The sequence below is a fragment of the Campylobacter sp. BCW_6871 genome (genome assembly GCF_001762325.1).
In the GTDB taxonomy this organism is placed as follows: Bacteria; Campylobacterota; Campylobacteria; order Campylobacterales; family Campylobacteraceae; genus Campylobacter_D; species Campylobacter_D jejuni.
This window is the reverse complement of the sequence record NZ_MJWQ01000040.1, coordinates 20,813-44,728: the sequence shown is the minus strand read 5'-3', so window position 1 is coordinate 44,728 and position 23,916 is coordinate 20,813. Positions and strand designations below refer to the sequence as shown.

At 29.9% G+C, this 23,916-nt stretch carries 24 protein-coding genes and 1 pseudogene; 19 read left to right on the top strand and 6 right to left on the bottom strand.

The window, feature by feature from the left end:
* Nucleotides 1-128 precede the first annotated feature (128 nt).
* The 4 genes from AJ930_RS04320 (at nt 129) to purF (ending at nt 4,567) form a co-directional block, all read left to right on the top strand.
* Nucleotides 129-1,256 carry a hypothetical protein gene (locus tag AJ930_RS04320; RefSeq protein ID WP_070239772.1) on the top strand — a complete coding sequence of 376 codons (1,128 nt, stop codon included), beginning with the start codon at nt 129-131 and terminating at the stop codon, nt 1,254-1,256.
* A complete protein-coding gene (locus AJ930_RS04315; RefSeq protein ID WP_002861008.1) occupies nt 1,256-2,437 on the top strand; it encodes a replication-associated recombination protein A in 1,182 nt (393 codons plus the stop codon). Before AJ930_RS04320 ends, AJ930_RS04315 begins: the two co-directional genes overlap by 1 nt.
* Before the next feature lie 62 nt (nt 2,438-2,499).
* Nucleotides 2,500-3,228, top strand: a complete 729-nt coding sequence (gene dapB, locus AJ930_RS04310; RefSeq protein ID WP_070274896.1) for a 4-hydroxy-tetrahydrodipicolinate reductase — start codon at nt 2,500-2,502, stop codon at nt 3,226-3,228.
* A 1-nt stretch (nt 3,229) separates the two neighbouring features.
* On the top strand, nt 3,230-4,567 hold the full coding sequence (gene purF, locus AJ930_RS04305) for an amidophosphoribosyltransferase (RefSeq protein WP_070274895.1): 1,338 nt from the start codon (nt 3,230-3,232) through the stop codon (nt 4,565-4,567).
* A gap of 2 nt (nt 4,568-4,569) precedes the next feature.
* On the opposite strand, the gene fliI is transcribed toward purF, so the two are convergent.
* Both fliI and folE read right to left on the bottom strand, forming a co-directional pair.
* A complete protein-coding gene (gene fliI, locus AJ930_RS04300; protein WP_070274894.1) occupies nt 4,570-5,955 on the bottom strand; it encodes a flagellar protein export ATPase FliI in 1,386 nt (461 codons plus the stop codon).
* Complete coding sequence (folE, locus tag AJ930_RS04295; RefSeq protein WP_070274904.1) at nt 5,955-6,527, bottom strand: GTP cyclohydrolase I FolE; 573 nt, start codon at nt 6,525-6,527, stop codon at nt 5,955-5,957. The genes fliI and folE overlap by 1 nt, the downstream gene beginning before the upstream one ends.
* A 143-nt stretch (nt 6,528-6,670) precedes the next feature.
* Between folE and tig the strand changes: the two genes are divergently transcribed.
* The 10 genes from tig to AJ930_RS04245 all read left to right on the top strand — a co-directional run bounded on the left by tig (nt 6,671) and on the right by AJ930_RS04245 (nt 15,454).
* On the top strand, nt 6,671-8,005 hold the full coding sequence (tig, locus tag AJ930_RS04290; RefSeq protein ID WP_070274903.1) for a trigger factor: 1,335 nt from the start codon (nt 6,671-6,673) through the stop codon (nt 8,003-8,005).
* Entirely contained in the window at nt 8,005-8,589 is a 585-nt protein-coding gene (gene clpP, locus AJ930_RS04285) for an ATP-dependent Clp endopeptidase proteolytic subunit ClpP (protein WP_002861003.1), read from the top strand. Before tig ends, clpP begins: the two co-directional genes overlap by 1 nt.
* Nucleotides 8,590-8,624: 35 nt before the next feature.
* Nucleotides 8,625-9,152 (top strand): peptide deformylase, encoded by a 528-nt coding sequence (gene def / locus AJ930_RS04280; RefSeq protein WP_002861002.1) that lies wholly within the window; start codon nt 8,625-8,627, stop codon nt 9,150-9,152.
* Entirely contained in the window at nt 9,149-10,654 is a 1,506-nt protein-coding gene (locus AJ930_RS04275; protein ID WP_070274893.1) for a YifB family Mg chelatase-like AAA ATPase, read from the top strand. Before def ends, AJ930_RS04275 begins: the two co-directional genes overlap by 4 nt.
* A 1-nt stretch (nt 10,655) precedes the next feature.
* Nucleotides 10,656-11,354 carry an NYN domain-containing protein gene (locus tag AJ930_RS04270; RefSeq protein ID WP_052949937.1) on the top strand — a complete coding sequence of 233 codons (699 nt, stop codon included), beginning with the start codon at nt 10,656-10,658 and terminating at the stop codon, nt 11,352-11,354.
* Nucleotides 11,338-12,708, top strand: a complete 1,371-nt coding sequence (locus AJ930_RS04265) for a bifunctional ADP-dependent NAD(P)H-hydrate dehydratase/NAD(P)H-hydrate epimerase (protein ID WP_070274892.1) — start codon at nt 11,338-11,340, stop codon at nt 12,706-12,708. Before AJ930_RS04270 ends, AJ930_RS04265 begins: the two co-directional genes overlap by 17 nt.
* Nucleotides 12,699-13,265: a phosphoribosylglycinamide formyltransferase gene (purN, locus tag AJ930_RS04260; protein WP_002870679.1), complete on the top strand. Its 567-nt coding sequence runs from the start codon at nt 12,699-12,701 to the stop codon at nt 13,263-13,265. The genes AJ930_RS04265 and purN overlap by 10 nt, the downstream gene beginning before the upstream one ends.
* A 73-nt stretch (nt 13,266-13,338) precedes the next feature.
* The gene (locus tag AJ930_RS04255) at nt 13,339-14,058 is read left to right on the top strand and encodes a TerC family protein (protein WP_044778720.1); all 720 of its coding nucleotides are present in this window, start codon (nt 13,339-13,341) and stop codon (nt 14,056-14,058) included.
* The gene (locus AJ930_RS04250; protein ID WP_070248052.1) at nt 14,051-14,260 is read left to right on the top strand and encodes an alkylphosphonate utilization protein; all 210 of its coding nucleotides are present in this window, start codon (nt 14,051-14,053) and stop codon (nt 14,258-14,260) included. The genes AJ930_RS04255 and AJ930_RS04250 overlap by 8 nt, the downstream gene beginning before the upstream one ends.
* A gap of 9 nt (nt 14,261-14,269) precedes the next feature.
* Nucleotides 14,270-15,454: a metallophosphoesterase gene (locus AJ930_RS04245; protein ID WP_002892648.1), complete on the top strand. Its 1,185-nt coding sequence runs from the start codon at nt 14,270-14,272 to the stop codon at nt 15,452-15,454.
* Nucleotides 15,455-15,466: 12 nt separating this feature from the next.
* Here AJ930_RS04245 and AJ930_RS04240 read toward each other — a convergent pair whose 3' ends face one another.
* Complete coding sequence (locus AJ930_RS04240; protein ID WP_002860995.1) at nt 15,467-16,825, bottom strand: hemolysin family protein; 1,359 nt, start codon at nt 16,823-16,825, stop codon at nt 15,467-15,469.
* Between the two features lie 100 nt (nt 16,826-16,925).
* On the bottom strand, nt 16,926-18,125 hold the full coding sequence (locus tag AJ930_RS04235; protein ID WP_052859058.1) for a putative transporter: 1,200 nt from the start codon (nt 18,123-18,125) through the stop codon (nt 16,926-16,928).
* A 193-nt stretch (nt 18,126-18,318) separates the two neighbouring features.
* Between AJ930_RS04235 and AJ930_RS04230 the strand changes: the two are divergent.
* From AJ930_RS04230 to AJ930_RS04210, 5 genes and pseudogenes are all read left to right on the top strand, one after another.
* A pseudogene (locus AJ930_RS04230) lies at nt 18,319-18,449 on the top strand (hypothetical protein).
* Nucleotides 18,446-19,450 carry a Fe(3+) ABC transporter substrate-binding protein gene (locus AJ930_RS04225; RefSeq protein WP_002870690.1) on the top strand — a complete coding sequence of 335 codons (1,005 nt, stop codon included), beginning with the start codon at nt 18,446-18,448 and terminating at the stop codon, nt 19,448-19,450. Before AJ930_RS04230 ends, AJ930_RS04225 begins: the two are co-directional and overlap by 4 nt.
* Complete coding sequence (locus AJ930_RS04220) at nt 19,450-21,066, top strand: ABC transporter permease (protein ID WP_070239767.1); 1,617 nt, start codon at nt 19,450-19,452, stop codon at nt 21,064-21,066. The genes AJ930_RS04225 and AJ930_RS04220 overlap by 1 nt, the downstream gene beginning before the upstream one ends.
* Nucleotides 21,050-21,958 (top strand): ABC transporter ATP-binding protein, encoded by a 909-nt coding sequence (locus tag AJ930_RS04215; RefSeq protein ID WP_072223564.1) that lies wholly within the window; start codon nt 21,050-21,052, stop codon nt 21,956-21,958. The genes AJ930_RS04220 and AJ930_RS04215 overlap by 17 nt, the downstream gene beginning before the upstream one ends.
* Before the next feature lie 35 nt (nt 21,959-21,993).
* Nucleotides 21,994-23,199: a saccharopine dehydrogenase family protein gene (locus AJ930_RS04210; RefSeq protein WP_002881175.1), complete on the top strand. Its 1,206-nt coding sequence runs from the start codon at nt 21,994-21,996 to the stop codon at nt 23,197-23,199.
* Between the two features lie 12 nt (nt 23,200-23,211).
* Here AJ930_RS04210 and AJ930_RS10525 read toward each other — a convergent pair whose 3' ends face one another.
* The gene (locus AJ930_RS10525; RefSeq protein WP_002870694.1) at nt 23,212-23,574 is read right to left on the bottom strand and encodes a hypothetical protein; all 363 of its coding nucleotides are present in this window, start codon (nt 23,572-23,574) and stop codon (nt 23,212-23,214) included.
* A 109-nt stretch (nt 23,575-23,683) separates the two neighbouring features.
* A complete protein-coding gene (locus tag AJ930_RS10520; RefSeq protein WP_002857297.1) occupies nt 23,684-23,902 on the bottom strand; it encodes a hypothetical protein in 219 nt (72 codons plus the stop codon).
* Between the last annotated feature and the right edge of the window lie 14 nt (nt 23,903-23,916).

Here is a 23,916-nt window from a genome sequence, read left to right as displayed (position 1 = left end):
TCCCTTAACAAGGGATTTATAAAAATCATTCTTTACTAAACTACTTCATCACTCTTAAATAAAAATTTAAACTCTTTTTTAACAAGCAATTTATAAAATAACACTTATATTTTCATCTAAGGCAAATAATGAAAAAATGGATTTTTATTGTTTTTTGTTTTATATTAGGTTTTATTATTCATATATTTTATATAGGATACACTAACGAACTTTTATTTAATAAATTTATTAAAAACAGCAATCCTGATTATACAATTACAGATATTTACTTCAAAAAAGGTTTTTTAACTTCTAAAGGAAGTTTTACTTTAAATCACTCTCATACACAGCTTTCAACCAAAATCAACCTTAAATTTAATAATTATTTTTTCTTAAATAAAATTATAAAAGGAAATTTTACAAATCCTTTTGATTTTTTAGATGAAGCATTAAAAAACAATAAATTAGGAACTTTTACTCTTAAATTACACGATAACAACTCTAAAATATTTCTAAATATTAAAGATATAAATTTAAGCAATGAAGGTGGAGATACCATCATAAACGGCGGATATATTGAAGCTTTAATGAATAAAAATTTAGAAATTAAAAACATTAAAATACATTTTGATATGATTGATTTTTCTCAATTTTATACTAAATTTGTATTGCAAAATTTAAATTACGAACAATTTTTTAACAATCCTGTACAATTTTATGAGTTAAATTTATTTAGCGATAGCCAACAAGAGATCAACTTTGATTATCTTGTGCTAGATAACAATAAAATCAATTCTTTTTATAGCAAAAACCAAGTAAATTTTAATGAAGAAAATTCAGCAATAAACTTAAACATACAAGGAAAATCCAATGAAATTAATATTGATCTTAAATCTTTATTGGGTCAGAATTTGAATTTTGACAAAACAAAATTTAACATAACCATAAATAAATTTCTTAACTCAAATTTCAATATCTCTCATTTTATTCAAAAAAATCTTGATCTAAAAATACAAAATTTAATTCTTGAAAAAAATAAACAAAATATCAGTCTACAAGGCAATTTAAATATTAACAACTCTTATCAAGCAAAATTACAAGTTATCAGTTCAGATGAGCCAGATGAAATTTTTCCTTGGACAAAGGATTATGGAGGTTTAAATCAATATTTTTTAAAAGAAAATAATAACTTTTTTCTAAATTTATCTTATGATAGCTTAGCCAATCCTCAGCTAAAAATTAATGGTAGTGAATTTTCAAATATGGATTTAAATTAATGAGCCTAGCTTTAACCTTTCGCCCTGAAAATTTTGATGATATTTTAGGACAATATGAGCTTATAGAAATTTTCAAAAAATTTACTGCTTTACAAAAACTTCCTCATAGTATTTTTTTTGGAACAGCAGGTTCTGGAAAAACAACTTTTGCTAGAGTTGTAGCCAAAGAATTTGGCTTAGATTTTTATGAATTTGATGGAGGAAATTTTAAACTCGAAGAACTAAGAAAAATTTTAGATAATTATAAAAATAGTCTTTATAAGCCTTTAATTTTTATTGATGAAATTCACCGCCTTAGCAAAACCCAACAAGAAATGCTTTTAATTCCTATGGAAAATTACCGTTTAATTTTAATCGGCGCAAGCACTGAAAATCCCTATTTTGTTTTAAGTTCTGGCATAAGAAGTCGTTCCATGCTTTTCGAATTTAAATCTTTAGGGGTAAAGGAACTTGAAACTTTACTTTTGCGTGTACAAGAAAAAATGAAATTTAGTATTGATAAAGAAGCTAAAGATTTTCTACTTAAAAGTGCTGATGCAAGAGCTATGCTAAATTTGCTTGAATTTGTCTTGGTTTTAGATGAAAAACATATCAGTCTTGAAAATCTTAAAAAACTTCGCAACACCATAAATAGTGAAGGTGTTAGCTCAAAAGATACACATTATATTTTAGCAAGTGCAATGATAAAAAGTTTACGCGGAAGTGACGTTGATGCAGCTATTTATTATCTTGCAAGACTTATTGATGCAGGAGAAAGTGCGGATTTTATCGCTAGGCGTTTGGTGATTTTTTCAAGTGAAGATGTCGGAAATGCCGATCCAAATGCTTTAAATTTAGCGGTTTCGACTCTAGAGGCTGTTAAAAATATAGGTTATCCTGAAGCAAGAATTATCCTAGCCCAATGCGTAGTTTATTTAGCAAGCACAATCAAATCTAATGCAAGCTACAAAGCTATCAATGAAGCTTTAAACTATGTAAAAAATAATGAAGCTTTAGAAATACCTAATTATCTTAACAACAATCATCAAGAAAAACAAAACTATCTTTATCCACATGATTTTGGTGGCTGGGTAGAGCAAAAATATCTTAGTAAAAATTTAAAATTTTATCATAGCAAGGGCTTAGGAGAAGAAGCAAAATTGTTAGATAATTTATATAAATTAAAAAATTATAAAGCTTAATTTTATTATTTAAAATTTACAAAATAAATGCTAAAATCAATATTTTATTTTCAAGGAAAAAGATGATTAAAATAGGAATTTATGGCGCTAAAGGACGCATGGGAAAACAGATTGAAGAATGTTTAAAAAGCGAAACGCAAGCACAAATTTCGATACTTTATAATAAGGGTGGAAATTTAGAAGAGCTTTTTGAAAAAAGCGATGTGATTATTGATTTTTCTTCCCCAAGTGGAACTCATGAGCTTTTAAATTATGCAAGAACTATGCCTAAACCTTTGGTAATAGGTACAACAGGACTTGATGAGAAAATTTTACATTTGATGCAAAGTGCTAGTGAAGTGATGCCGATTTTTTATGCGACCAATATGTCTTTAGGTGTTGCAGTTTTAAACTATCTTGCTAGTAAAGCCAGTCAAATGCTAAGAAATTTTGATATAGAAATTTTAGAAATGCATCATCGCCATAAAAAAGATGCACCAAGTGGTACGGCTATGACTTTAGCCCAAAGTATAGCAAAAGCTAGAAATTTAGAACTTGAAAAAGTAAGAGTAAGTGGAAGAGATGGCATTATAGGTGAAAGAAGCAAAGATGAGATTGCCGTGATGAGTTTAAGGGGTGGCGATATAGTAGGACGTCATACAGTAGGTTTTTATGAAGATGGGGAATTTTTAGAACTTAATCATACCGCTACTTCAAGGGCGACTTTTGCTAAAGGTGCGATTAAAATCGCTATTTGGCTTAGTAAGCAAGAAGCAAAAATGTATTCAATCAATGATTTTTTAGGAATTTAAAATGTGTGCAGTTGTAGGAGTTATCAATTCAAAAAATGCTAGCACTTATGCGTATTATGCACTTTTTGCTATGCAACACCGTGGGCAAGAGGCAAGTGGTATTAGTGTAAGCAATGGTAAAAATATTAAGACTATTAAAGCTAAAGGTGAAGTGAGTCAAATTTTTAATCCTGATAATCTAAAAACTTTAGAAGGTGAAATCGCTATAGGGCATAATCGCTATTCTACAGCAGGAAATTCAAGTTTAAATGACGCTCAGCCCATAGCAGCTACTTCGGTTTTAGGTGATATTGCTTTAGCGCATAATGGAAATTTAGTTAATAAAGAAGAAGTAAGATCAAGACTTATTCAAGATGGGGCTATTTTTCAAACCAATATGGATACAGAAAATGTTGTCCATCTTATCGCAAGAAGTAAGCAAGAAAGCTTAAAAGATAGATTTATTGAGAGTTTAAAAGAATGTATAGGGGCTTATTGTTTTGTTTTAGCAAGCAAAGATAAACTTTATGTTGTAAGAGATCCTCATGGAGTACGTCCTTTATCTTTAGGACGTTTAAAAGATGGAGGCTATATAGTTGCTAGTGAAACTTGTGCTTTTGATCTTATAGAGGCTGAATTTATTCGTGATGTTAAACCAGGGGAAATGCTTATTTTTACTCAAGGAAATGATAAATTTGAAAGTATAGAACTTTTTTCTCAAACTCCTAGAATTTGTGCTTTTGAATACATTTATTTTGCTAGACCTGATAGCATAGTAGAAGGCAAAAGCGTGTATGAAGTGCGTAAAAAAATGGGCGAAGCTTTAGCTAAAAAATTTGTTTATAAAGCAGACTTTGTCGTGCCTGTGCCAGATAGTGGAGTAAGTGCAGCTATAGGTTTTGCGCAATATTTACAAATTCCTCTTGAAATGGCAATAGTAAGAAATCATTATGTAGGAAGAACCTTTATAGAGCCAACTCAAGAGCTTAGAAATTTAAAAGTAAAACTAAAGCTTAACCCTATGCGTAAAGTTTTAGAAGGCAAAGAAATTGTAGTCATTGATGATAGCTTGGTGCGTGGCACTACTTCTAAAAAAATAATTTCTTTACTTCGTGCTGCAGGAGCGAGCAAAATCCATCTTGCCATAGCTTGTCCTGAGATCAAATTTCCTGATACTTATGGCATAGATACTCCAACTTTTGAAGAACTTATCAGCGCAAATAAAAATACTGAAGAAGTGCGTGAATATGTAGAAGCTGATACGCTAAGTTTTTTAAGCATAGAAGAATTAACCCAAAGCATAGGCAATGAAAGGAAATATTCTTTAATCAGTTTTGATGGGGATTATTTTATTAAATAATTTTATTTTAAATTAGGATTAGGCAAGGTTGCACTTGCACTTCCTACATTTATATTTTGAGCTGGTGGCAAAGGAGTATTTGGTGTATCAATTTGACTTAAAAGCTCTAAAGTTTGATTAAATTCGAAGCTTTCTTCAGGATTTTGCCCTAAGAATTTTTGCATAAATTCTTTTTTAGAAATAGCTTCATCAAGTTCTTTATCACTTCCTTTTTGATAGGCACCGATGCGAAGCAATACTTCATTTTCTTTTAAAAGCGAGTTTAAACGCTTAAATTTTCTTGCCCAAAGTTTATGTTCAGGACTTATAATGTCACTCATCACCCTTGAAGCAGAGTTTTGTATATTAATAGGAGGATAAATTCCAAAGTCTGTTAATTCACGACTTAAAACAATGTGTCCATCTAAGATAGAACGACTTTGATCAGCAATTGGATCGCTCATATCATCTCCATCTACCAAAACGGTAAAAAAGGCTGTTATAGTGCCTTTACCTTCTTCTTTACCCGTTCTTTCCATGAGTTGAGGCAAAAGACTTAAAACACTTGGTGGATAACCTTTGGTTGTAGGAGGTTCTCCAAGAGCTAGTCCTATTTCTCTTTGCGCCATAGCAAAACGCGTTACACTATCCATGATAAAAAGTACATCTTTACCTTGTTCTTTAAAGTATTCTGCCACACTCATTGCACAAAAAGCACCGTATTTACGCATCAAAGCACTATCATCACTTGTAGCAACAATAATCACTGTATCATCGAGCTTTCCGCCTAAATTTTTTTGTATAAATTCAGGAATTTCACGCCCCCTTTCTCCTATGAGTGCCACTACCTTTATAGGAGCTTTGGAATTTTTAACTATCATTCCCATAAGAGTGGATTTTCCTACCCCGCTTCCTGCAAAAATACCAAGTTTTTGCCCTACACCACAAGTTAAAAGTGCGTCTATGGTTTTAACACCCACGGGAAAAACTTCTTCTATAAGCCCTCTTTTCATCGCATCAATAGGTGCACGCATTATAGGCATATATTTACTTACTTCTATAGCTCCTTTACCATCTTTTGGACGCATAAAAGGATCTACTACTCTGCCTAAAAGTTCATCGCTAACGCCTATTTGCATACCTGCATCACTTATGAAAGCACGATCGCCTATCTTAAAACCTTCTATAAAAGAAAATGGGCTTAAATAGCTAAATTGTTCTTTGATTTCTACGACCATAGCTAGAGTGTTTAAATTTTCATTTTCATTGGAAACTAACTTCACTATATCTCCAACCCCTGTTTTAAGCCCACGAATTTCTATACTTGTAGCAGAAATTTTTGTAATCTCTCCAAAAATAGCACTTAAATTTTCTTTACCAAGTTTGGAACGTAGTTTTTCAAGATTCATTAAAATCTTACCTGTTTAGCAGAGTTTATGAGAGAAAAAAATTCCTCTCTAGTTTTTTCATTTTTCAAGAAAATTCCACGCAAAGCTGAAGTTGTAGTGGTGGAATTAGCTTTTTGTACTCCACGCATTTCAACACACATATGTCTTGCTTCTATGACTACACCCACACCTTTTGCATCGACATTTTCCATTAAAGCTTGTGCGATTTGTTCGGTAAGTTGTTCTTGAATTTGAAGTCTTCTTGCAAACACTTCTACAAGGCGTGGAATTTTGCTTAAACCTACTACTTTTTTATTAGGGATATAGGCTACATGAGCACGCCCAAAAAAAGGTAAAAGATGATGTTCGCAAAGACTGTAAAATTCTATATCACGCACCAAAACCATTTCATTATTAGAGCTTTCAAATAAAGCATTATTTAAAATATCTTTGACATTTTGCGTATAACCACTAGCAAGAAATTCATAAGCTTTAAAAACACGATTTGGTGTTTTAATCAGTCCTTCACGATTTGGATTTTCTCCTATAATTTCAAGCATAGTTTTAACACAATCTTCAAATTTTTTTTGCAAATTTTTCTCCAAAAATATTTTTATTATTTTAATAATAATGTAATATTGCAATTTTATCATAAATTACTTTAAAATTTTATGCAAGTAATAAGGAAAAATTTGCTATGATTGAAAGCAAATTTTATTTTATAAGGAAAAAAACTATGGAAGTAAAGGCAAAGCAACTAGATTCTGTTAATGCGACTGCTAGTGTAAAAATTCCTTCAGGAATGATCAAAAGTGAAGTAGAAAATTTAGCAAAAAAAGCTTCTAAAAGTGTAAAAATGGATGGGTTTAGACCAGGAAAAGTTCCTGTAAGTGCTGTACTTAAAAGATATGAAAGAGAACTCACTCAAGACGCGGAACAAAATCTTTTTAAATCTGCTGTAAATAGTGCTTTACAAGAACTTAAAAAAGAAAGTAAAGAGCTTGTAGGTGAGCCATATTTTGAAAAATTTGATCGTAAAGATGGAGAAATTATTGCTGAGTTAATACTTTCTTTTAAACCTGAAATCAAACTTGAGGGTTATGAAAAACTCATTCCTGAATACCAAACTCCAAAAGTAGGTAAAAAAGAAATTGATGAGAAAAAAGATGAACTTTTAAAGCGTTTTGCTACTCCTGAAGCTATAAAAACAAAAAGAGCTTTAAAAGAAGGTGATTTTGCAAAATTTGATTTTGAAGGTTTTGTAGATGATAAAGCTTTTGAAGGTGGTAAAGCTGAAAATTATGTTTTAGAAATTGGTTCTAAGCAATTTATTCCAGGTTTTGAAGATGGTATGGTAGGAATGAAAATAGGTGAAGAAAAAGATATCAAAGTAACTTTCCCTAAAGAATACGGTGCAGCGCATTTAGCGGGTAAAGATGCCGTATTTAAAGTAAAACTACATGAAATTCAAGAGCTTAAAATTCCAGAACTTGATGAAGAAATGCTTAAAAAACTTTTACCAGGAGAAGAAAAAACTAGTGTTGAAGTTTTAGATGAAAAATTAAAAGAGCAAATCAAAAACGAAAAGCTTTTTAAACTTGTAAATGACGAATTAAAAGGTAAATTTGCAGATGCTTTGATTGAAAAATATAATTTTGATTTACCTAAAGGCATAGTAGAACAAGAAACTGATATGCAAATGCGTGCAGCTTTTAATACTTTTAGCGAAAAAGAAATTGAAGAGCTTAAAGCAAGTAAAGAAAAATATCAAGAAAAACGTGATTCTTTTAAAGAAGAAGCGCAAAAAAGTGTAAAACTTACTTTTATTATTGATGAGCTTGCAAAATTGCGTAAGATTGAAGTAAATGATCAAGAATTGATTCAAGCGATTTATTTTGAAGCATATCGCTATGGTATGAATCCAAAAGAGCATTTAGAAAACTATAAAAAACAAGGAGCTTTACCTGCTGTGAAAATGGCTTTAATTGAAGAAAAACTTTTTAATGATATTTTTATGCCAAAAACAGAAAAATCGGAAAAAGCGAGCAAAAAAGAGAAAGAAGATAAATAATGTTTATTCCTTATGTTATTGAAAAATCCAGTCGTGGTGAAAGAAGTTATGACATTTATTCACGCCTTTTAAAAGATAGAATTATTATGCTAAGTGGCGAAATTCATGATGAACTTGCTGCTTCTATCGTAGCACAACTTCTTTTTTTAGAAGCTGAAGATCCTACAAAAGATATTTATCTTTATATCAATTCTCCAGGCGGTGTCATTACAAGTGGTTTTAGTATTTATGATACTATGAACTATATCAAACCTGATGTTTGTACGATTTGCATAGGACAAGCTGCTTCTATGGGAGCATTTTTGCTTAGTTGTGGCGCAGAAGGAAAACGTTTTGCTTTGCCTAATTCACGCATTATGATTCATCAACCTTTAGGTGGAGCTAGAGGTCAAGCCACAGATATTGAAATTCAAGCTAAAGAAATTTTAAGACTTAAAACTATACTTAATGATATTTTGGCAAAAAATACTAAGCAAAAAGTTACAAAAATAGCAAAAGATACAGAAAGAGATTTTTTCATGTCAGCACAAGAAGCTAAAGAATATGGACTGATTGATAAGGTTTTGGAAAAAAGTTTTAAATGATTTCTTTGGAGATCATTTAAAACAAAGGTTTTTTAATGGTTAGAAAAATTATCACTTATCCTAATCCTAGACTTTTTTTAAACTCTGAAATTGTAAATAAATTTGATACAGAACTTCACACCTTGCTTGATGATATGTATGAAACTATGATAGCAAGTAATGGAGTAGGTTTAGCAGCTATTCAAGTGGATATTCCTTTGCGTGCTTTACTTGTGAATATTTTTGATGAAAATGATGAACAAAAAAAAGAAGATTTGCTAGAGATTATTAATCCTGAAATTATTCCTTTAGATGAAGAAATGATCACTTGTACCGAAGGGTGTTTGAGTGTGCCAGATTTTTTCGAAGAAGTAAAACGCTATAATCATATCTTACTTAAATATCAAGATCGCTTTGGAGAATTTAAAGAACTTGAAGCAAAAGGTTTTTTAGCTGTGGCTATTCAACACGAAAATGATCATTTGAATGGACATTTATTTATAGAAAAAATTTCTTTTGCTAAGCGTCAAAAATTCGATAAAGAATTTAAGAAAAAGAAGAAAAATCATAAAAAAGAGAAATGAAAAAACTAAAGTGCATAAGCTTTCATGAAGGCTTAGACATTATAGAGGTAGAATCCACTTTTACAAGAGGTTTGCCAAATTTAAGCATAGTAGGACTTGCAAGTGTAGCGATTAAGGAAAGTGTCGAACGCATCAAAGCCATGCTTTTAAGTTGTGATTTTGCTTTTCCTGCTAAAAAAATTACTATCAATCTTAGTCCTTCAGGCATCCCAAAAAAGGGATCTCATTTTGATTTGGCCATTGCTTTATTAATCCTTTTACAAAATGAAGAATTAGATGACTTTTTTGTAGTAGGAGAATTAGGACTTGATGGAAGTATTAAAAGCACAAATGAGCTTTTTTCTTTGCTTTTGTTTCTTTCTGCTAAAATTAAAAAAGCTAAAATCGTTGTTCCAAAAAGTATAGCACAAAAAGCTTCCATGATACCGAATTTAGAGGTTTATGGACTTGAAAATTTAAATGAAGCAATAGAGTTTTTTAAAGAAAAAAATTATGAAAATTTTCACTTCTCGCACAATCATCCTTTATTTACAAACCCTTTGCAAATAGAAAATGAAATTTTTTTACAAAATATGGATTTTAAACTTGATTTTAAAGACATCAAAGGGCAAGAAAAAGCTAAAAGAGCTTGTATGATAGCTGCTTTAGGTATGCATAATATCTTATTTGAAGGAAGTCCAGGAAGTGGTAAAAGTATGTGTGCTAAACGTCTTGTTTATATCATGCCTCCTCAAAGTTTAAGTGAAATTTTAATGCAAAATGCTTATATGTCTTTAGATTCAAAAGATTGTGAATTTACTAAAATTCGTGCTTTTCGTCATCCTCATCATACTTCTACAAGAGCAAGTATTTTTGGCGGAGGAACAAAAAATGCTAGAATTGGAGAAGTCGCACTTGCAAATGGTGGAGTATTGTTTTTTGATGAATTTCCACATTTTAACAAGCAAATCATAGAGAGTTTAAGAGAACCTTTAGAGGATTATAAAATTCATATTTCAAGAGTAAATTCTAAAATCACTTATGAAACAAAATTTAGCTTTATAGCCGCTCAAAATCCTTGTCCTTGCGGAAATTTATTTTCTAAAAATCTTTCTTGTGTTTGTAGTGAAAATGAGATTAAAAAATACAAAAATCACATTTCAGCTCCTATTATGGATAGGATTGATCTTTATGTAGCTATGGATGAGATTAGTAAGGATGATAAAACGAGTATAAGTTCTAAAGAAATGAGTGAAAAAATTTTACAAGCTTTTATTTTTGGTAAAAAACGGGGGCAAAAAGAATTTAATGGGAAATTAAAAGATGAAGATTTAAGTCGTTTTTGTGTATTGGAAAAAGATGCCAAAGATACACTAGATTTAGCAATTTCACGTTATAATCTTTCTTTGCGATCACTCAATAAAATTTTAAAAGTTTCAAGAAGTATAGCGGATTTAGAACAAAGTCTTAATATTAACAAAACCCATATTTTAGAAGCTTTAAGCTTTAGAGCAAGGAATTAAAATGGAAAATAAAAGTATAGCTATCTTTATAGATGCAGAAAATATCCCTGCAAAATACGCTAAAAGTATTTTTGATATCGCTTCAGATTATGGAGAGGTTATCATTAAACGCATTTATGGAGATTGGACTCAAAAAAATATACAAGGTTGGAGAGAGCAAATTGCTGAATATTCTTTAATTGCTATGCAACAATTTAATTTTGCAGCCAACAAAAACTCAAGCGATATGTATTTAATCACTGAAATCATGTCCATATTTTATGAAAAAAACATAGATATTTTTGTTATTGTTTCAAGCGATAGCGATTATACTTCACTCATTCAAAAATTAAGAGAAAATAAAAAACAGGTTATAGGAATGGGGCTTGAAAAATCTATAAAATCCTATGTAAATGCCTTTAGTGAATTTTTTTATTTAGATAAAGATGAGAGTAAAAAAGAAGATATTTTAAGTAAGGATTATTTAAGAGCTTTAATCAATATCACCGAACAGCTCATCGATGAAAAGGGGCGTGCCGAATACGCACTAATACGCACTAATATGAACCGCAAATACTCGGATTTTCATCCGCAAAATTATGGTTTTAAGAATTTTCGTGCTTTGATCCAGAAATTTTTACCTAAAATGAAAAAATTTGAAGAAGAAAGAGAAAAAAATATATATTTTTTGGTGAAAAAAGATTATGAAAGCTATTATTGATAATATAAACATTTTAGAACAAAATGCTATAAATAAAGGCTTAGATGAGCTTATTTTAATGGAAAATGCGGGATTAAATTTAGCCAAACTAATTAAAAAAGAAGCTAAAAAAATCTGCATTCAACGCAAGATTAAAAAAGTAAAAATACTTTTTTTATTAGGCGGGGGTAACAACGCTTCAGATGGCTTGGTGGCTTTAAGAAATTTAAAACACGCTAAAGCTTATAAAGTAGGCTTTAAAGAAAATACGCTTTTTAAAAAACAAGAGCAAATTTTACAAAATTATGCTTTTAAATTTTGTAAAAAAGAACCTGATTTTAAAAAATTTCATATTATCATTGATTGTATTTTAGGCACAGGCTTAAATCGTTGCTTAGATGAAAAAACAAGTTTAATAATTCAAAAAGCTAATCAAAGCAAGGCTTTAAAAATAGCTTGTGATATGCCTACAAATTTGGGATTTTATCCTTGTTTTAAAGCTAATATTACACTTTGCATGGGAGCCTTAAAGGAAATTTTACTTGAAGATTTTGCTAAGGAATTTGTAGGAAGGATTAAAATAGCCAATTTAGGCATTAGCTCTAAGAAATTTTACCCTAATTCTCAAGCTTTTTTGCTTAAAAAAAAAGATTTAAAAACTATAGATAGAAAAATCAACGCTAATAAAGGAAATTTTGGCCATATTTATATAGTTGCCAATGCAAGCGCTGGAACTTTAGCAGGACTTGGAGCCTTAAATTTTGGAGCAGGTCTTGTTTCTTTAGTAGCACAAAAAAGCTTCTCGCCTCTTTTGATGTTAAAAGAAAAAATTGAAAATAATGCAAGTGCTATTGCTTTAGGTATGGGGCTTGAAAATTTGGATTTTCTAAAAGATGAAATTTTGCAAAACACTCCTTTGATCTTGGATGCAAACTGCTTTTTAAGTGAAGCTTTGCTTTGGTATTTAAACAGAAAAGATGTTGTTATAACCCCTCATCCAAAAGAATTTATAAGACTTTATAAAATATGCTTTGATGAGGATTTAAATATAGAAACATTGCAAAAAAATCGCTTTTTCTACGCTAGAAAATTTTCACAAAATTATGATTGTGTTCTTGTTTTAAAAGGAGCAAATCCTATTATTGTACAAAAAGAAAAATTATTTGTTGTAAATTTAGGAAATCAAGCCTTAGCTAAAGGTGGGAGTGGAGATGTTTTAAGTGGAATGATTGCTGCGCATTTAGGTTTTGGTTTTAGTGCTTTAGAAGCAGCAAAAAATGCTACTTTAGCCCATGGACTTGTTGCAAAGAAATATAAATTTAATAAAAATAGCTTTGATGCTTTAAAACTTATCAAAGGATTAAAATGCTTGTAAAATTAGCTGTACTTTTTAGTGGAAATGGAAGTAATTTAGAAAATATTTTAGAAAAACTTCATAAAAAAACTATAGGAGAAAATACCTATGAAGTAGTACTTTGCCTTTGCAATAAAAAAGATGCTTTTGGTATACAAAGGGCAAAAAAATTTGGTCTTGATACTGTGATTGTTGATCATAAGGCTTATAATACTCGTGAAGAATTTGATACGATTTTAGTACAAAAAATCAAAGAAAGTGGAGCAAATCTTACTGTATTAGCAGGTTTTATGAGAATTTTAAGTCCTGTTTTTACAAAAAATATTAAAGCGATCAACCTTCATCCTTCTTTATTGCCACTTTTTAAAGGAGCACATGCGATTAAAGAAAGCTATGAAAGTGATATGAAAGTGGCTGGCGTGAGTGTGCATTGGGTCAATGAAGAACTTGATGGTGGGATGATTATAGCTCAAAAAGCTTTTGAAAAAAGAAATTTGAGTTTTGAAGAATTTGAAGAAAAAATTCATAGCCTAGAACATGAAATTTTACCCTTAAGTGTGATTGAAATTTTTTCTTAAAGAATTAAAGGTATTTGCTTTAAAACTATAAAATGTCGCTTTAAAAAAAATTTTAAAATTTTCAAGGAAATTTATGTTTGAATGGATATTTAGTATTGATGCTTGGATTACTTTAGCTACTTTAAGTGCTCTTGAAATTGTACTAGGGATAGATAATATCATTTTTTTAGCTATTTTAGTAAGTAAACTACCCCCTGAACATCGTGATAAAGGACGTATCTTAGGTTTAGCTTTTGCAATGATTACAAGAATTTTACTTCTTTTATCTCTTTTTTGGGTGATGAAACTTGTAACACCTTTGTTTAGTGTATTGGGCAATGAAATTTCAGGTAGAGATCTAGTTCTTTTACTAGGTGGGCTTTTCTTGATTGTAAAGTCTATTAAAGAAATTAAAGAGCAAATTTCTCATCAAGAAGAAAGCCAAAGTCATTTTAAAGCAAGCAATAAACTTTGGATAGTTGTAGCTGAAATTGCTGTGATTGATATAGTATTTTCACTTGATAGTGTTATTACCGCAGTAGGAATTGCTCAAGATGTAACCATCATGATTATCGCTGTTATTATCGCAGTAGCTGTGATGCTTTTTGCTTCTAAACCTATAGCAGATTTTGTTGAAAAATATCCAAGCATTAAAATTTTAGCCTTAGCTTTTTTGGTGCTAATAGGCGTAGTTTTAGTTGCTGAAAGTTTTGATATTCATATTGATAAGGCATATATTTATACTGCTATGGCTTTTGCTTTAGTGGTGCAAATTTTAAATATTTTAAATCAAAGAAAGGAAAAAAATGGCTAAAGACGCTAATGGAACAGAACTTAACGCAGGTGATAGCGTGAGTGTAATAAAAGATCTTAAGGTTAAAGGTGCAAGTACAACTTTAAAACGTGGAACTACTATAAAAAATATTAAGTTCACTTCTAAAGAAAATGAAATTGAGGCTAGAGTAGATAAATTTGGCGTTATTGTTTTAAAAACTGAATTTTTAAAGAAAATCTAGGCAAAGAATGTGCGAATCTTACTTGTTTTAAGAGGGAATTATTACGCAGGACAAGAAGAATTTATCAAAAATAATAAACTTCAAAATTATACACTTGATTTAAATGCTTTGCGTCTTTTATCAGGAAGCGTTAAAAATATAGTCAGTGAATATAAAATTTTAAATGTTAAAAATGATGAAGATTTGAGTAAAATTTTACTCAAACTTCTAGAAATGCGTATGCAAAAAGGTGAGTTTTGCATCATAAACGCTTACAATGAAACATTAAAAATTTACAAAGACTTAGCTAAACAATATCGCTATAAAATGTATGTTATTGTTTTTGATAGCTCTTTAAAACAATGTCAAGAAAAAAATCTTTTAGAAGCTAAAAAAAATGGATATATCATCCCTTATGCTCTTTTGGAAAAAACTCAAGATTTGCTCAAAAAAAATCCAAAAAAATACCCAATTTTAGACTCGAGCGATTGGAAAAAATGTCTTTACCAAATGCCAAATTTAAGTAAATATAAAAAAATTCATCATATAGGAGATTTACAAGGTTGTTATAGTGTTTTAAAAGAATACATTAAAACAATCAAAGAAGATGAATTTTATATATTTTTGGGAGATTATATCAACAGAGGTATAGAAAATGGCAAAGTAATAAAATTTCTTTTAAAAATTTGCGAAAAAGAAAATGTATGCTTATTAGAAGGAAATCACGAAAGACATCTTATAAAATGGGCTAATGGAGAATTGTCAAATTCCAAAGAATTTAATGAAAATACTTTAAAGGATTTTAGAAAAGAAAAACTTACTCCAAGAGATGCTAGAAAACTCTATCCTCATCTAAAAGAATGTTTATACTACAAATTCCAAAATAAATTCATATTTTGTTCACATGGAGGAGTAAATTTTATACCCTCCAAACCTGAAAAAATAAGTTTTATACCAAGCCATGATTTTATTTATGGTGTAGGTGGATATGAAGACAGTCAAAAAGTGGCAAATCAATTTTGTAATTTCACCTCGGACAATCTTTATCAAATCTTTGGACACAGAAATAAAGAAAAACTTCCTATGAAAATAGCCAAAAGAGTATTTTTATGCGAGGGTAAAATAGATGATGGTGGATATTTACGCGTAGTTACACTAGATAAAAAAGGTTTTGAGTGTATTGAAATTAAAAACCAAATTTACAAAAAGAAATAAGCCTAAAGAGGCTTATTCTTCATCTTTATTTGTTTTTTTAACTACCTTAACACGCTCTATAGAATTCCCATCCATTTTTTTAACTTCATAGTAACAAAGTTCATCTTCAATGCGATCTCCTACTATAGGCAAGCGTCCTAAAAGATTAAATACATATCCACCTATAGTAACTTGTTCTAAATCCTCATCATAGTTTATTACAAGCATTTCTTCAACAGTTTCTATATCGCATCGTCCTTGAAATTCATAGATATTTTCGGCAAGTTTTTTATAGCTGTCTTCTTCATGCTCGCTTTTAATTTCGCCAATAATTTCTTCCATGATATCTTCCATGGTTAAAATTCCAGCAGTTCCACCATACTCATCAACTACTAATGCAGTATGAGAGCGTTCTTTATTCATCATTACAAGTACTTTTGAAATGCTGATATTTTCAGGAACCAAAATCAAAGGTTTAACAAAAGTATCTAAATTTTGACTTTTATGGCTTAATTCATTTTGTATTATATCTCGTATGTGTATCATCCCTAAAATAGTATCTTTAGAACCGTCAATATAAGGAAAGCGAGTATGTTTATGTTCACAAATGATTTGCATATTTTCTTCGTAACTTTTTTGTTTATTTAGACAAATCATATCTTTTCTAGGAGTCATAATCTCTTTAGCAACAGTATCTGAAAAATCAACAGCATTGCGTATGATCTCTGTTTCAAATTCATCTAAAACTCCACCTTTTTGACTCTCACTTGCTATGATTTTAATTTCTTCTTCGCTATGAGTTAGCTCGCTTTCTTTAGCAGGTTTTATTCCAAAAAGTTTCAAACTTATAGCTGCTAAAAAATCGAAAATTTTAATACAAGGCAAAAAGAGTATCCAAAACCAATGAAGCGGTCTAGCTATAAATAAAACTGCTTTATCCGCAACTGCAATAGCTATACTTTTTGGCACAAGTTCTCCTAAAACCACATGTAAAAGAGTAATAATGCTAAAAGCAATAATAAAAGCTATAGTATGGATAATAACAGTGCTAAAACCAAGATTAATAAGCGGAATTTCTAGCATTTTTGCAATAGCAGGTTCACCTATCCAACCAAGAGCTAGAGAACTTAAAGTGATTCCTAATTGACAAGCACTAAGATAAGTATCGAGTCTTGAAGTAACCTCCAAAGCTTTCTTGGCACCAGCTTTTTTTTCTTTTACCATCTCTTCAAGCTTGGAACGACGTACTTTAACAATACTAAATTCAGACAAAACAAAAAAACCATTTAAAAACACTAGAGCAAGTGCAACAACAACCATAAGTATAGAATATCCTGCATCAAAAGATGCTGTAGAAGTTTGGTTTAAATCCAAAACCTGACTGGGGTCCAATGAAGCTCCTTAAGAAATAAAATATTATTAAACCTTATTATACACAATTAAAAGTAAATTTAATATTTGAATTTTTTCTTGTATCTTATTAAGATAAAAGCTAAGACTTATAAGAAATATTTTTCTCAAATTCTTTTAAACGCTTATATATGCTTCTAAGTTGAGTGATAGTTGTCCAGTTTGTGATAAAAACACTAAAAGAGCTTCGTACTTGATCAAAAGCATTGTTAATCTGCATTACAATACCAAGTCCTATAGCTCCAGCAAAAAGCCCTGGTGCCATGATTAAAAATGGCACTATAACTATCATTTGCTCAAATAAAATGAGCCAAATATTAAAATATCCATAATGTAAAAAAAGTCTTTTATAGTTAAATTTAAGCCCTGTAAAAAGCTCTATCATAGTCTCATTTTTAGCATATTCTTTGCGATTATCCTCAGCATAAACAAGCTCTTTTCTAAAAGCTGCTTCAGCTTTTTGATTGTTATATTCAAGTCCAGGAAGCTTAATACCTACAAACCATGACACAACCAAGCCTCCTAAAGAAATCAAAAGTGCAATATAAACAAGCAAACCATCAATGTTTTTTAAAAAATAAAAAGAAGAATTTTCGCTTAAATTTGCAAATAAAGCTTTACTCACAACATCACTTAAACTCCATAAAATCGGAATAAATGCTACAAGGGTCATCAAAGCTTTTATAAAACTAAGTCCTAAACTCTCTACGATTTTGGAAAAATTATAAGTATCTTCTTGGATTCTTTGCGAACTTCCTTCTATATTGTCATCTTTATTTTTCCAAAATTTTAAATAAGAAAAAGTCATAGCCTCACGCCACTTAAAAGCATAGACGCTAGCAAAATAGATATTAATCGTAGCGATTAAAACATAAGGAATAGCAATAGCCAAAAAAACTAAAATCAAAGCATAAAAATCATTTGCTGAATAATTTGGCTTTTCAATCATAGCCCTAGAGTTGAAAAAATATTCTAATAAATTTTGATAATAATACAATGCGCCTTTATTGATAAAATTAGCTTTTTGGAAATTTTGCTCAGCTCTTTGATTAGCCTCTTGGATTAAAGTGGCATTATTTTCGAAATTAGTTTCTATTTTTTGCGTAGAATTAGAATCCAAAAGTTCTATTTTTGGCTTTTGTAAAACATTGTAAAAATCACTATACCATGAATTTATAGCAACATTAAGACTTGTTTGAATAAAAAGAAAAAATAAGAGTAAAAAAAGTCCTAAATAAGCCCATAAAGCCCATTTTTTACTTTTAAAAAATGAAGAAAACATGCTACCACCTTTTAAAAGAAAAATTTTAATCAACTTTATTTAATCAAGAGTTTATTAAAAATCATAAATTTATCAATATATGTGTCAAAAATAAACCTCTTTATTCTTTAAAGAAATATAAAAATATAAATATTACGTCATATTTACTTTTTAATATTAATATTTCTTATCAAAATATCTAAAAAAGGAATTAATGTCTATGAAAAAAATAATTTTATTTTTACTATGCGTTGGCTTTGCTTTTGCTTGCTCTGAACATTCTCATACTGATTTTAAAGATCTTAATAAAACCAAGTATAATTCTCAATAAAGGATAAAATATGAAAAAAATCTTCTTTATGTTTTTAACGGCTTTTTCATTTTTAGGTGCTAGCGAGCTTAATATTTACTCAGCAAGACATTATGATGCTGATTTTGAAATCATAAAAAAATTCGAAGAAAAAACAGGCATTAAGGTCAATCATACTCAAGCTAAAGCTTCAGAACTTATTAAAAGGCTTTCTCTTGAAGGAAATAACTCTCCTGCTGATATTTTCATCACAGCTGATATTTCAAATCTTACAGAAGCTAAAAATTTAGGACTTTTATCCCCTGTTTCATCAAAATATTTAGAAGAATTTATACCTGCTCATTTAAGAGATAAGGATAAAGAATGGTTTGCGATTACAAAAAGAGCAAGAATTATTGCTTACAATAAAAACGCAAATATCGACATTAGCAAAATGAAAAATTATGAAGATTTAGCAAAAGCTGAATTTAAAGGAGAAATTGTCATGAGAAGTGCTACAGCTCCTTATAGCAAAACTCTTTTAGCATCTATTATAGCTAATGATGGAAGTAAAGAGGCTAAAGCATGGGCTAAAGGTGTACTTGAGAATCTTGCGACAAACCCAAAGGGTGGGGATAGAGATCAAGCCAGACAAGTATTTGCAGGCGAAGCTAAATTTGCAGTTATGAATACTTATTATATAGGGCTTTTAAAGAATTCTAAAAATCCAAAAGATGTAGAAGTGGGGAATTCTTTGGGTATTATTTTTCCTAATCAAGACAATAGAGGAACGCATATTAACATTAGCGGTATTGCTATGACAAAATCAAGTAAAAATCAAGATGCGGCTAAAAAATTTATGGAATTTATGTTAAGTCCTGAAATTCAAAAAATTCTTACTGATAGTAATTATGAATTTCCTATAAGAAATGATGTAGAATTAAGCCAAACGGTAAAGGATTTTGGAACTTTTAAAGAAGATCAAATTCCTGTGAGTAAGATAGCAGAAAATATTAAAGAAGCTGTTAAAATTTACGATGAAGTCGGTTTTAGATAATGTATAAAACCTTAAAATACTATAAACTCGGGGCAATTTTACTTGCCCTTTTTCTTGCTTTGCCTATTTTTGGTATTTTTGCTGAACTTTTTTATATTTTATTTCAAAATTTTAACACAAATGTTTTAACCCAATTTTCATCTATTAAAGAAAATTTGAGTCATTTTTTTGATTATTTATTTTTAAAATTCATCAAAGATACTTTTATAATTAGCGTGGGAGTATTGTGTTTAAGCTTGATTTTGGGTGTGAGTTCTGCTTATTTGATCGCAAATTATGATTTTTATTTCTGTAAAATTTTAGAAAAATTACTCATTTTACCCTTGGCCATACCTGCTTATATTTTAGCCTTTGTTTATGTGGGAATTATGGATTTTCAAGGATTTTTTCATGAAAATTTTGGCTTTAGGATAGATTTTTTCAATCATTATGGTGTTATTTTTGTTTTGGCTATTTCTTTATATCCTTATATTTATTTATTTGCTAAAACAGCTTTTAAGAGTGAAGCTAAAGAGGCTTATGAAGTAGCTAAAATTATGAAATATTCTGAATTTAGAATTTTTACACGCGTGGCACTTTTGAGCGCAAGACCTGCCATTTTTTCTGGAGCTTTATTGGTTTTAATGGAAACTTTAAGTGATTATGGTGCAAGTGCTTATTTGGGAGTGGATACTTTTTCGGCTGGAATTTTTAAACTCTGGTATGATTTGAATGATTCTTATTCTTCTAGTGTTTTATCGGGTATTTTAATGCTTTTTGTATTTTTGATTATGTATGTGGATTATTATTATAAAAATAAACATCATTATAGTTTTAATCAAAATTTAACTCTTTTTATCAAAAAAAGGAAATTAAATCCTATTAAACAAATTCTATCCTGTATTTATTGTTTTATGATTGCTTTGGTAGGTTTTATTTTACCTTTTATTTGGCTAGTTTATTGGGGGCTAAAAGATCATAAGCTTTTTGAATCACAATTTTATATTATCAGTTTTCAAACTATAATCTTAGCTTTAATCACTGCTTTAATTACCACTTTTTTAGCTTATTTTTTGATGTTTAGTTCTAGGATAGTTAAAAATCATTTTTTTAATTTATTTATTTTAAAAATAAGTTCTTTGGGTTATTCTATACCTGCTGCTGCTTTAGGGATTAGCATTATAGTGCTTTTTGTATTTTTGGATAAAATTTTTCACATGAGTTTATTGGGAAATTCTTTATTTGTTCTTGTTTTTACTTATATAATTCGTTTTTTAGCGAGTGCAATTTATTCTTTAGAAGGAGGATATAATAAAATTCATCTAAATATTGATGAGGCAAGTTTAAATTTAAGAGCGAGTTATTTTATTTTATTTTTTAAAATTCACACACCTTTAATGAAACATTTTTTATTTTTAGCTTTTATTATTGTTTTTATTGATACGATTAAAGAACTTCCTTTAAGTAGAATTTTAGCACCTTTTGGCTTTGAAACTTTAAGTGTTAAAGCTTTCTGGTTTGCAAGTGATGAAAGAATTTATGATGCAGCTTTGCCTTCCTTGTTTATCGTTTTTCTTTCTTTAATGGTTGTTGTTTGGATGGATAAAATCACAAGGAAAGATGATGTTAGAAATTAAAAATTTATCTAAAAATTTTGGAAAAATACAAGCTTTAGAAAATATCAATCTTCATGTCAAAGAAGGAGAATTTTTAAGCATTTTAGGAGGTAGTGGAAGCGGAAAAAGCACGCTTTTAAGGATTATTGCTAAGCTTGAACAAGCTAGTTCTTATGATTTGTTTTCTTGCAAAGGTGAAGTGGCTTTGATGTTTCAAAATTATGCTTTATTTCCTCATTTAAATGTTGAGAAAAACATACTTTTTGCACTTTACGATAAAAAAGATAAAAATCAAATTTTAAATCATTTGCTTAAAACTTTTGAAATTGAAGATTTAAGATATAAAAAAATCGATGAAATTTCAGGAGGGCAAGCGCAAAGAGTGGCTTTTGCTAGAGCTATAGCAAGAGGATGTAAGCTTTTGCTTTTAGATGAACCTTTTTCTAATTTGGATCAAAATTTAAAACAGGATTTAAGAAGAGAATTGAAAAAAATGATAGAAAATCAAGGCATTACGGCTATTATGGTAACTCATGATATTGAAGATGCTTATTGCATGTCTGATCAAATCGCTTTTTTAGAAAAAGGAAAAATCTTAGCTCATGCAAATCCTAAAGAGCTTTATTTTAAGCCTGATTTTAAAAGTGCGCAAATTTTACCTGATTTAAATATCATAGAAGAAAAACTTGATTTAGAAGATGAATTTTTTGCTTGGATAGCTTCAAAAAATTATATTTTTGGTTATGCAGAGCTTAAAATAGGAAATCGCTTTGAGGCTAAAATTTTACAAAAAGAATTTTTAGGGGCTTTTTATAGACTTAAGTTAAGATATAAAAATATAGAATTTTTTATGTTATTAAGTTCAAATTATAACTTAGAAGAAAAAATAAATTTTGATATTATCAATTTTTAGTTAAAATTCCTAAAAATCTTTTAAGGACAAATTTCATGAAAAATCTTTTAATCATAGGCGCAGGTGGGGTAAGTCGTGTGGCTACTGTAAAATGCGCAATGAATTCTGATACTTTTAGCAAAATCACTTTAGCTAGTAGAACAAAAAGCAAATGTGATGAGATCGCTGCTTTTATCAAAGAGCGTTTAGGGGTTCAAATTGAAACGGCGCAAATTGATGCTGATGATAGCAATGCGGTTGTAGAACTTATCAAGAAAACAGGAGCGCAAATTTTACTCAATGTTGCTTTGCCTTATCAAGATTTGAGTTTAATGGATGCTTGTATAAAAGCAGGGATTGATTATGTAGATACGGCAAATTATGAACATCCTGATTTAGCTAAATTTGAATACAAAGAGCAATGGGCGAGAAATGATGAGTTTAAACAAGCAGGAATTTTAGGACTTTTAGGAAGTGGATTTGATCCTGGTGTAACTAATGTTTTTTGTGCCTATGCACAGCAAAATTTATTTGATGAAATTTCTTATATAGATATTTTAGATTGCAATGCAGGTGATCATGGCTATGCTTTTGCGACCAATTTCAACCCTGAAATCAATCTACGTGAGGTTTCTGCTAAAGGGCGTTATTGGGAAAATGGCAAGTGGATAGAAACAGAGCCTATGGAAATAAAAATGGAGTGGGATTATCCAGAAGTAGGTGTGAAAGATAGCTATTTGCTTTATCATGAAGAACTTGAAAGCTTGGTAAAAAATATCAAAGGTTTAAAAAGAATACGCTTTTTTATGACTTTTGGACAAAGTTATTTAACTCATATGAAATGCCTTGAAAATGTTGGAATGCTAGGGATTAAACCTGTGATGCACCAAGGAAAAGAAATCATTCCTATAGAATTTTTAAAAACCTTACTTCCTGATCCTGCAAGTTTGGGACCACGCACCAAAGGTTATACCAATATAGGTTGTGTGATTCGTGGTAAAAAAGATGGAAAAGACAAGCAAGTTTATATTTATAATGTTTGCAATCATGAAGAATGTTATAAAGAAACTGGTGCACAAGCTGTGAGCTATACTACAGGTGTTCCTGCTATGATAGGTACGAAATTAATCGCTAAAGGAATTTGGCAAGGAAAAGGCGTGTTTAATATGGAAGAATTTGACGCTAAGCCTTTTATGGAAGAGCTGAATTCTCAAGGACTTCCTTGGAAGATTATCGAAATGACTCCAAGCTTAGGAGAGTAAGTGCTAGAGCACTTACTTTTGTCCTATATAAATAAAGTGCTCCACACTGCCTTCAAAATTATATAGATTAATTAATTCATAATCTCCCCAAAATAAAGGTTTAAAAGGTTTAAAATCTTCTTTTAATTCTTCTATGTCTTTAGTAAAGCGTATATATGAAGAACCGCTCAATCTACCACTTGGACATCCTTTTACTTCACGTAAGCCATTATCCATAAGTTCTCCTCTTTCATACATACTATAGCCTTTATCACTCATCATAGTTGCAAATATAATAGCTCCTTCATTGCATAGTTCATAAAATTCTTGCACAGCTTCTTTAAAAGCTTGTTTTGTAAGATAATATAAGCTTTGATTTGCAAATATAAAATCCATTTTTGTATTGAAGAGTTTTTTAAAGCTAGAATTAGGAGATATGATGTGAAAATTTTTAGAATCTAAGCAAGGATCTTTTTCCCAAACTTTTTTTAAACTAGGAACTATATCAATGCCATAAGGCTCTATACCCCCCCCCAGTTATATTTTTAAAATACTTAGAATGCACTCCATTTCCGCAACCAAAATCAAGTAATTTTCCACTTGTTTTGCTTAGTTTGTATTTTAAGATTCTCTCGTAAAATCTTATAACATGACCATCAGGATATTGAAGTCCATAACCTTCTTTGTCATATTTTTGAGTATATGCAGATAAAGAATTATCCATTTTTTGCTCCTTTT

What these genes read in the sequence shown, in the direction of transcription:
- AJ930_RS04320 (WP_070239772.1), top strand. Translation starts at nt 129, where the DNA reads ATGAAAAAATGGATTTTTATTGTTTTTTGTTTTATATTAGGTTTTATT.
- AJ930_RS04315 (WP_002861008.1), top strand. Translation starts at nt 1,256, where the DNA reads ATGAGCCTAGCTTTAACCTTTCGCCCTGAAAATTTTGATGATATTTTA.
- dapB (WP_070274896.1), top strand. Translation starts at nt 2,500, where the DNA reads ATGATTAAAATAGGAATTTATGGCGCTAAAGGACGCATGGGAAAACAG.
- purF (WP_070274895.1), top strand. Translation starts at nt 3,230, where the DNA reads ATGTGTGCAGTTGTAGGAGTTATCAATTCAAAAAATGCTAGCACTTAT.
- fliI (WP_070274894.1), bottom strand. Translation starts at nt 5,955, where the DNA reads ATGAATCTTGAAAAACTACGTTCCAAACTTGGTAAAGAAAATTTAAGT.
- tig (WP_070274903.1), top strand. Translation starts at nt 6,671, where the DNA reads ATGGAAGTAAAGGCAAAGCAACTAGATTCTGTTAATGCGACTGCTAGT.
- clpP (WP_002861003.1), top strand. Translation starts at nt 8,005, where the DNA reads ATGTTTATTCCTTATGTTATTGAAAAATCCAGTCGTGGTGAAAGAAGT.
- def (WP_002861002.1), top strand. Translation starts at nt 8,625, where the DNA reads ATGGTTAGAAAAATTATCACTTATCCTAATCCTAGACTTTTTTTAAAC.
- AJ930_RS04275 (WP_070274893.1), top strand. Translation starts at nt 9,149, where the DNA reads ATGAAAAAACTAAAGTGCATAAGCTTTCATGAAGGCTTAGACATTATA.
- AJ930_RS04270 (WP_052949937.1), top strand. Translation starts at nt 10,656, where the DNA reads ATGGAAAATAAAAGTATAGCTATCTTTATAGATGCAGAAAATATCCCT.
- AJ930_RS04265 (WP_070274892.1), top strand. Translation starts at nt 11,338, where the DNA reads ATGAAAGCTATTATTGATAATATAAACATTTTAGAACAAAATGCTATA.
- purN (WP_002870679.1), top strand. Translation starts at nt 12,699, where the DNA reads ATGCTTGTAAAATTAGCTGTACTTTTTAGTGGAAATGGAAGTAATTTA.
- AJ930_RS04255 (WP_044778720.1), top strand. Translation starts at nt 13,339, where the DNA reads ATGTTTGAATGGATATTTAGTATTGATGCTTGGATTACTTTAGCTACT.
- AJ930_RS04250 (WP_070248052.1), top strand. Translation starts at nt 14,051, where the DNA reads ATGGCTAAAGACGCTAATGGAACAGAACTTAACGCAGGTGATAGCGTG.
- AJ930_RS04235 (WP_052859058.1), bottom strand. Translation starts at nt 18,125, where the DNA reads ATGTTTTCTTCATTTTTTAAAAGTAAAAAATGGGCTTTATGGGCTTAT.
- AJ930_RS04225 (WP_002870690.1), top strand. Translation starts at nt 18,446, where the DNA reads ATGAAAAAAATCTTCTTTATGTTTTTAACGGCTTTTTCATTTTTAGGT.
- AJ930_RS04220 (WP_070239767.1), top strand. Translation starts at nt 19,450, where the DNA reads ATGTATAAAACCTTAAAATACTATAAACTCGGGGCAATTTTACTTGCC.
- AJ930_RS04215 (WP_072223564.1), top strand. Translation starts at nt 21,050, where the DNA reads ATGATGTTAGAAATTAAAAATTTATCTAAAAATTTTGGAAAAATACAA.
- AJ930_RS04210 (WP_002881175.1), top strand. Translation starts at nt 21,994, where the DNA reads ATGAAAAATCTTTTAATCATAGGCGCAGGTGGGGTAAGTCGTGTGGCT.
- AJ930_RS10525 (WP_002870694.1), bottom strand. Translation starts at nt 23,574, where the DNA reads ATGGATTTTATATTTGCAAATCAAAGCTTATATTATCTTACAAAACAA.
- AJ930_RS10520 (WP_002857297.1), bottom strand. Translation starts at nt 23,902, where the DNA reads ATGGATAATTCTTTATCTGCATATACTCAAAAATATGACAAAGAAGGT.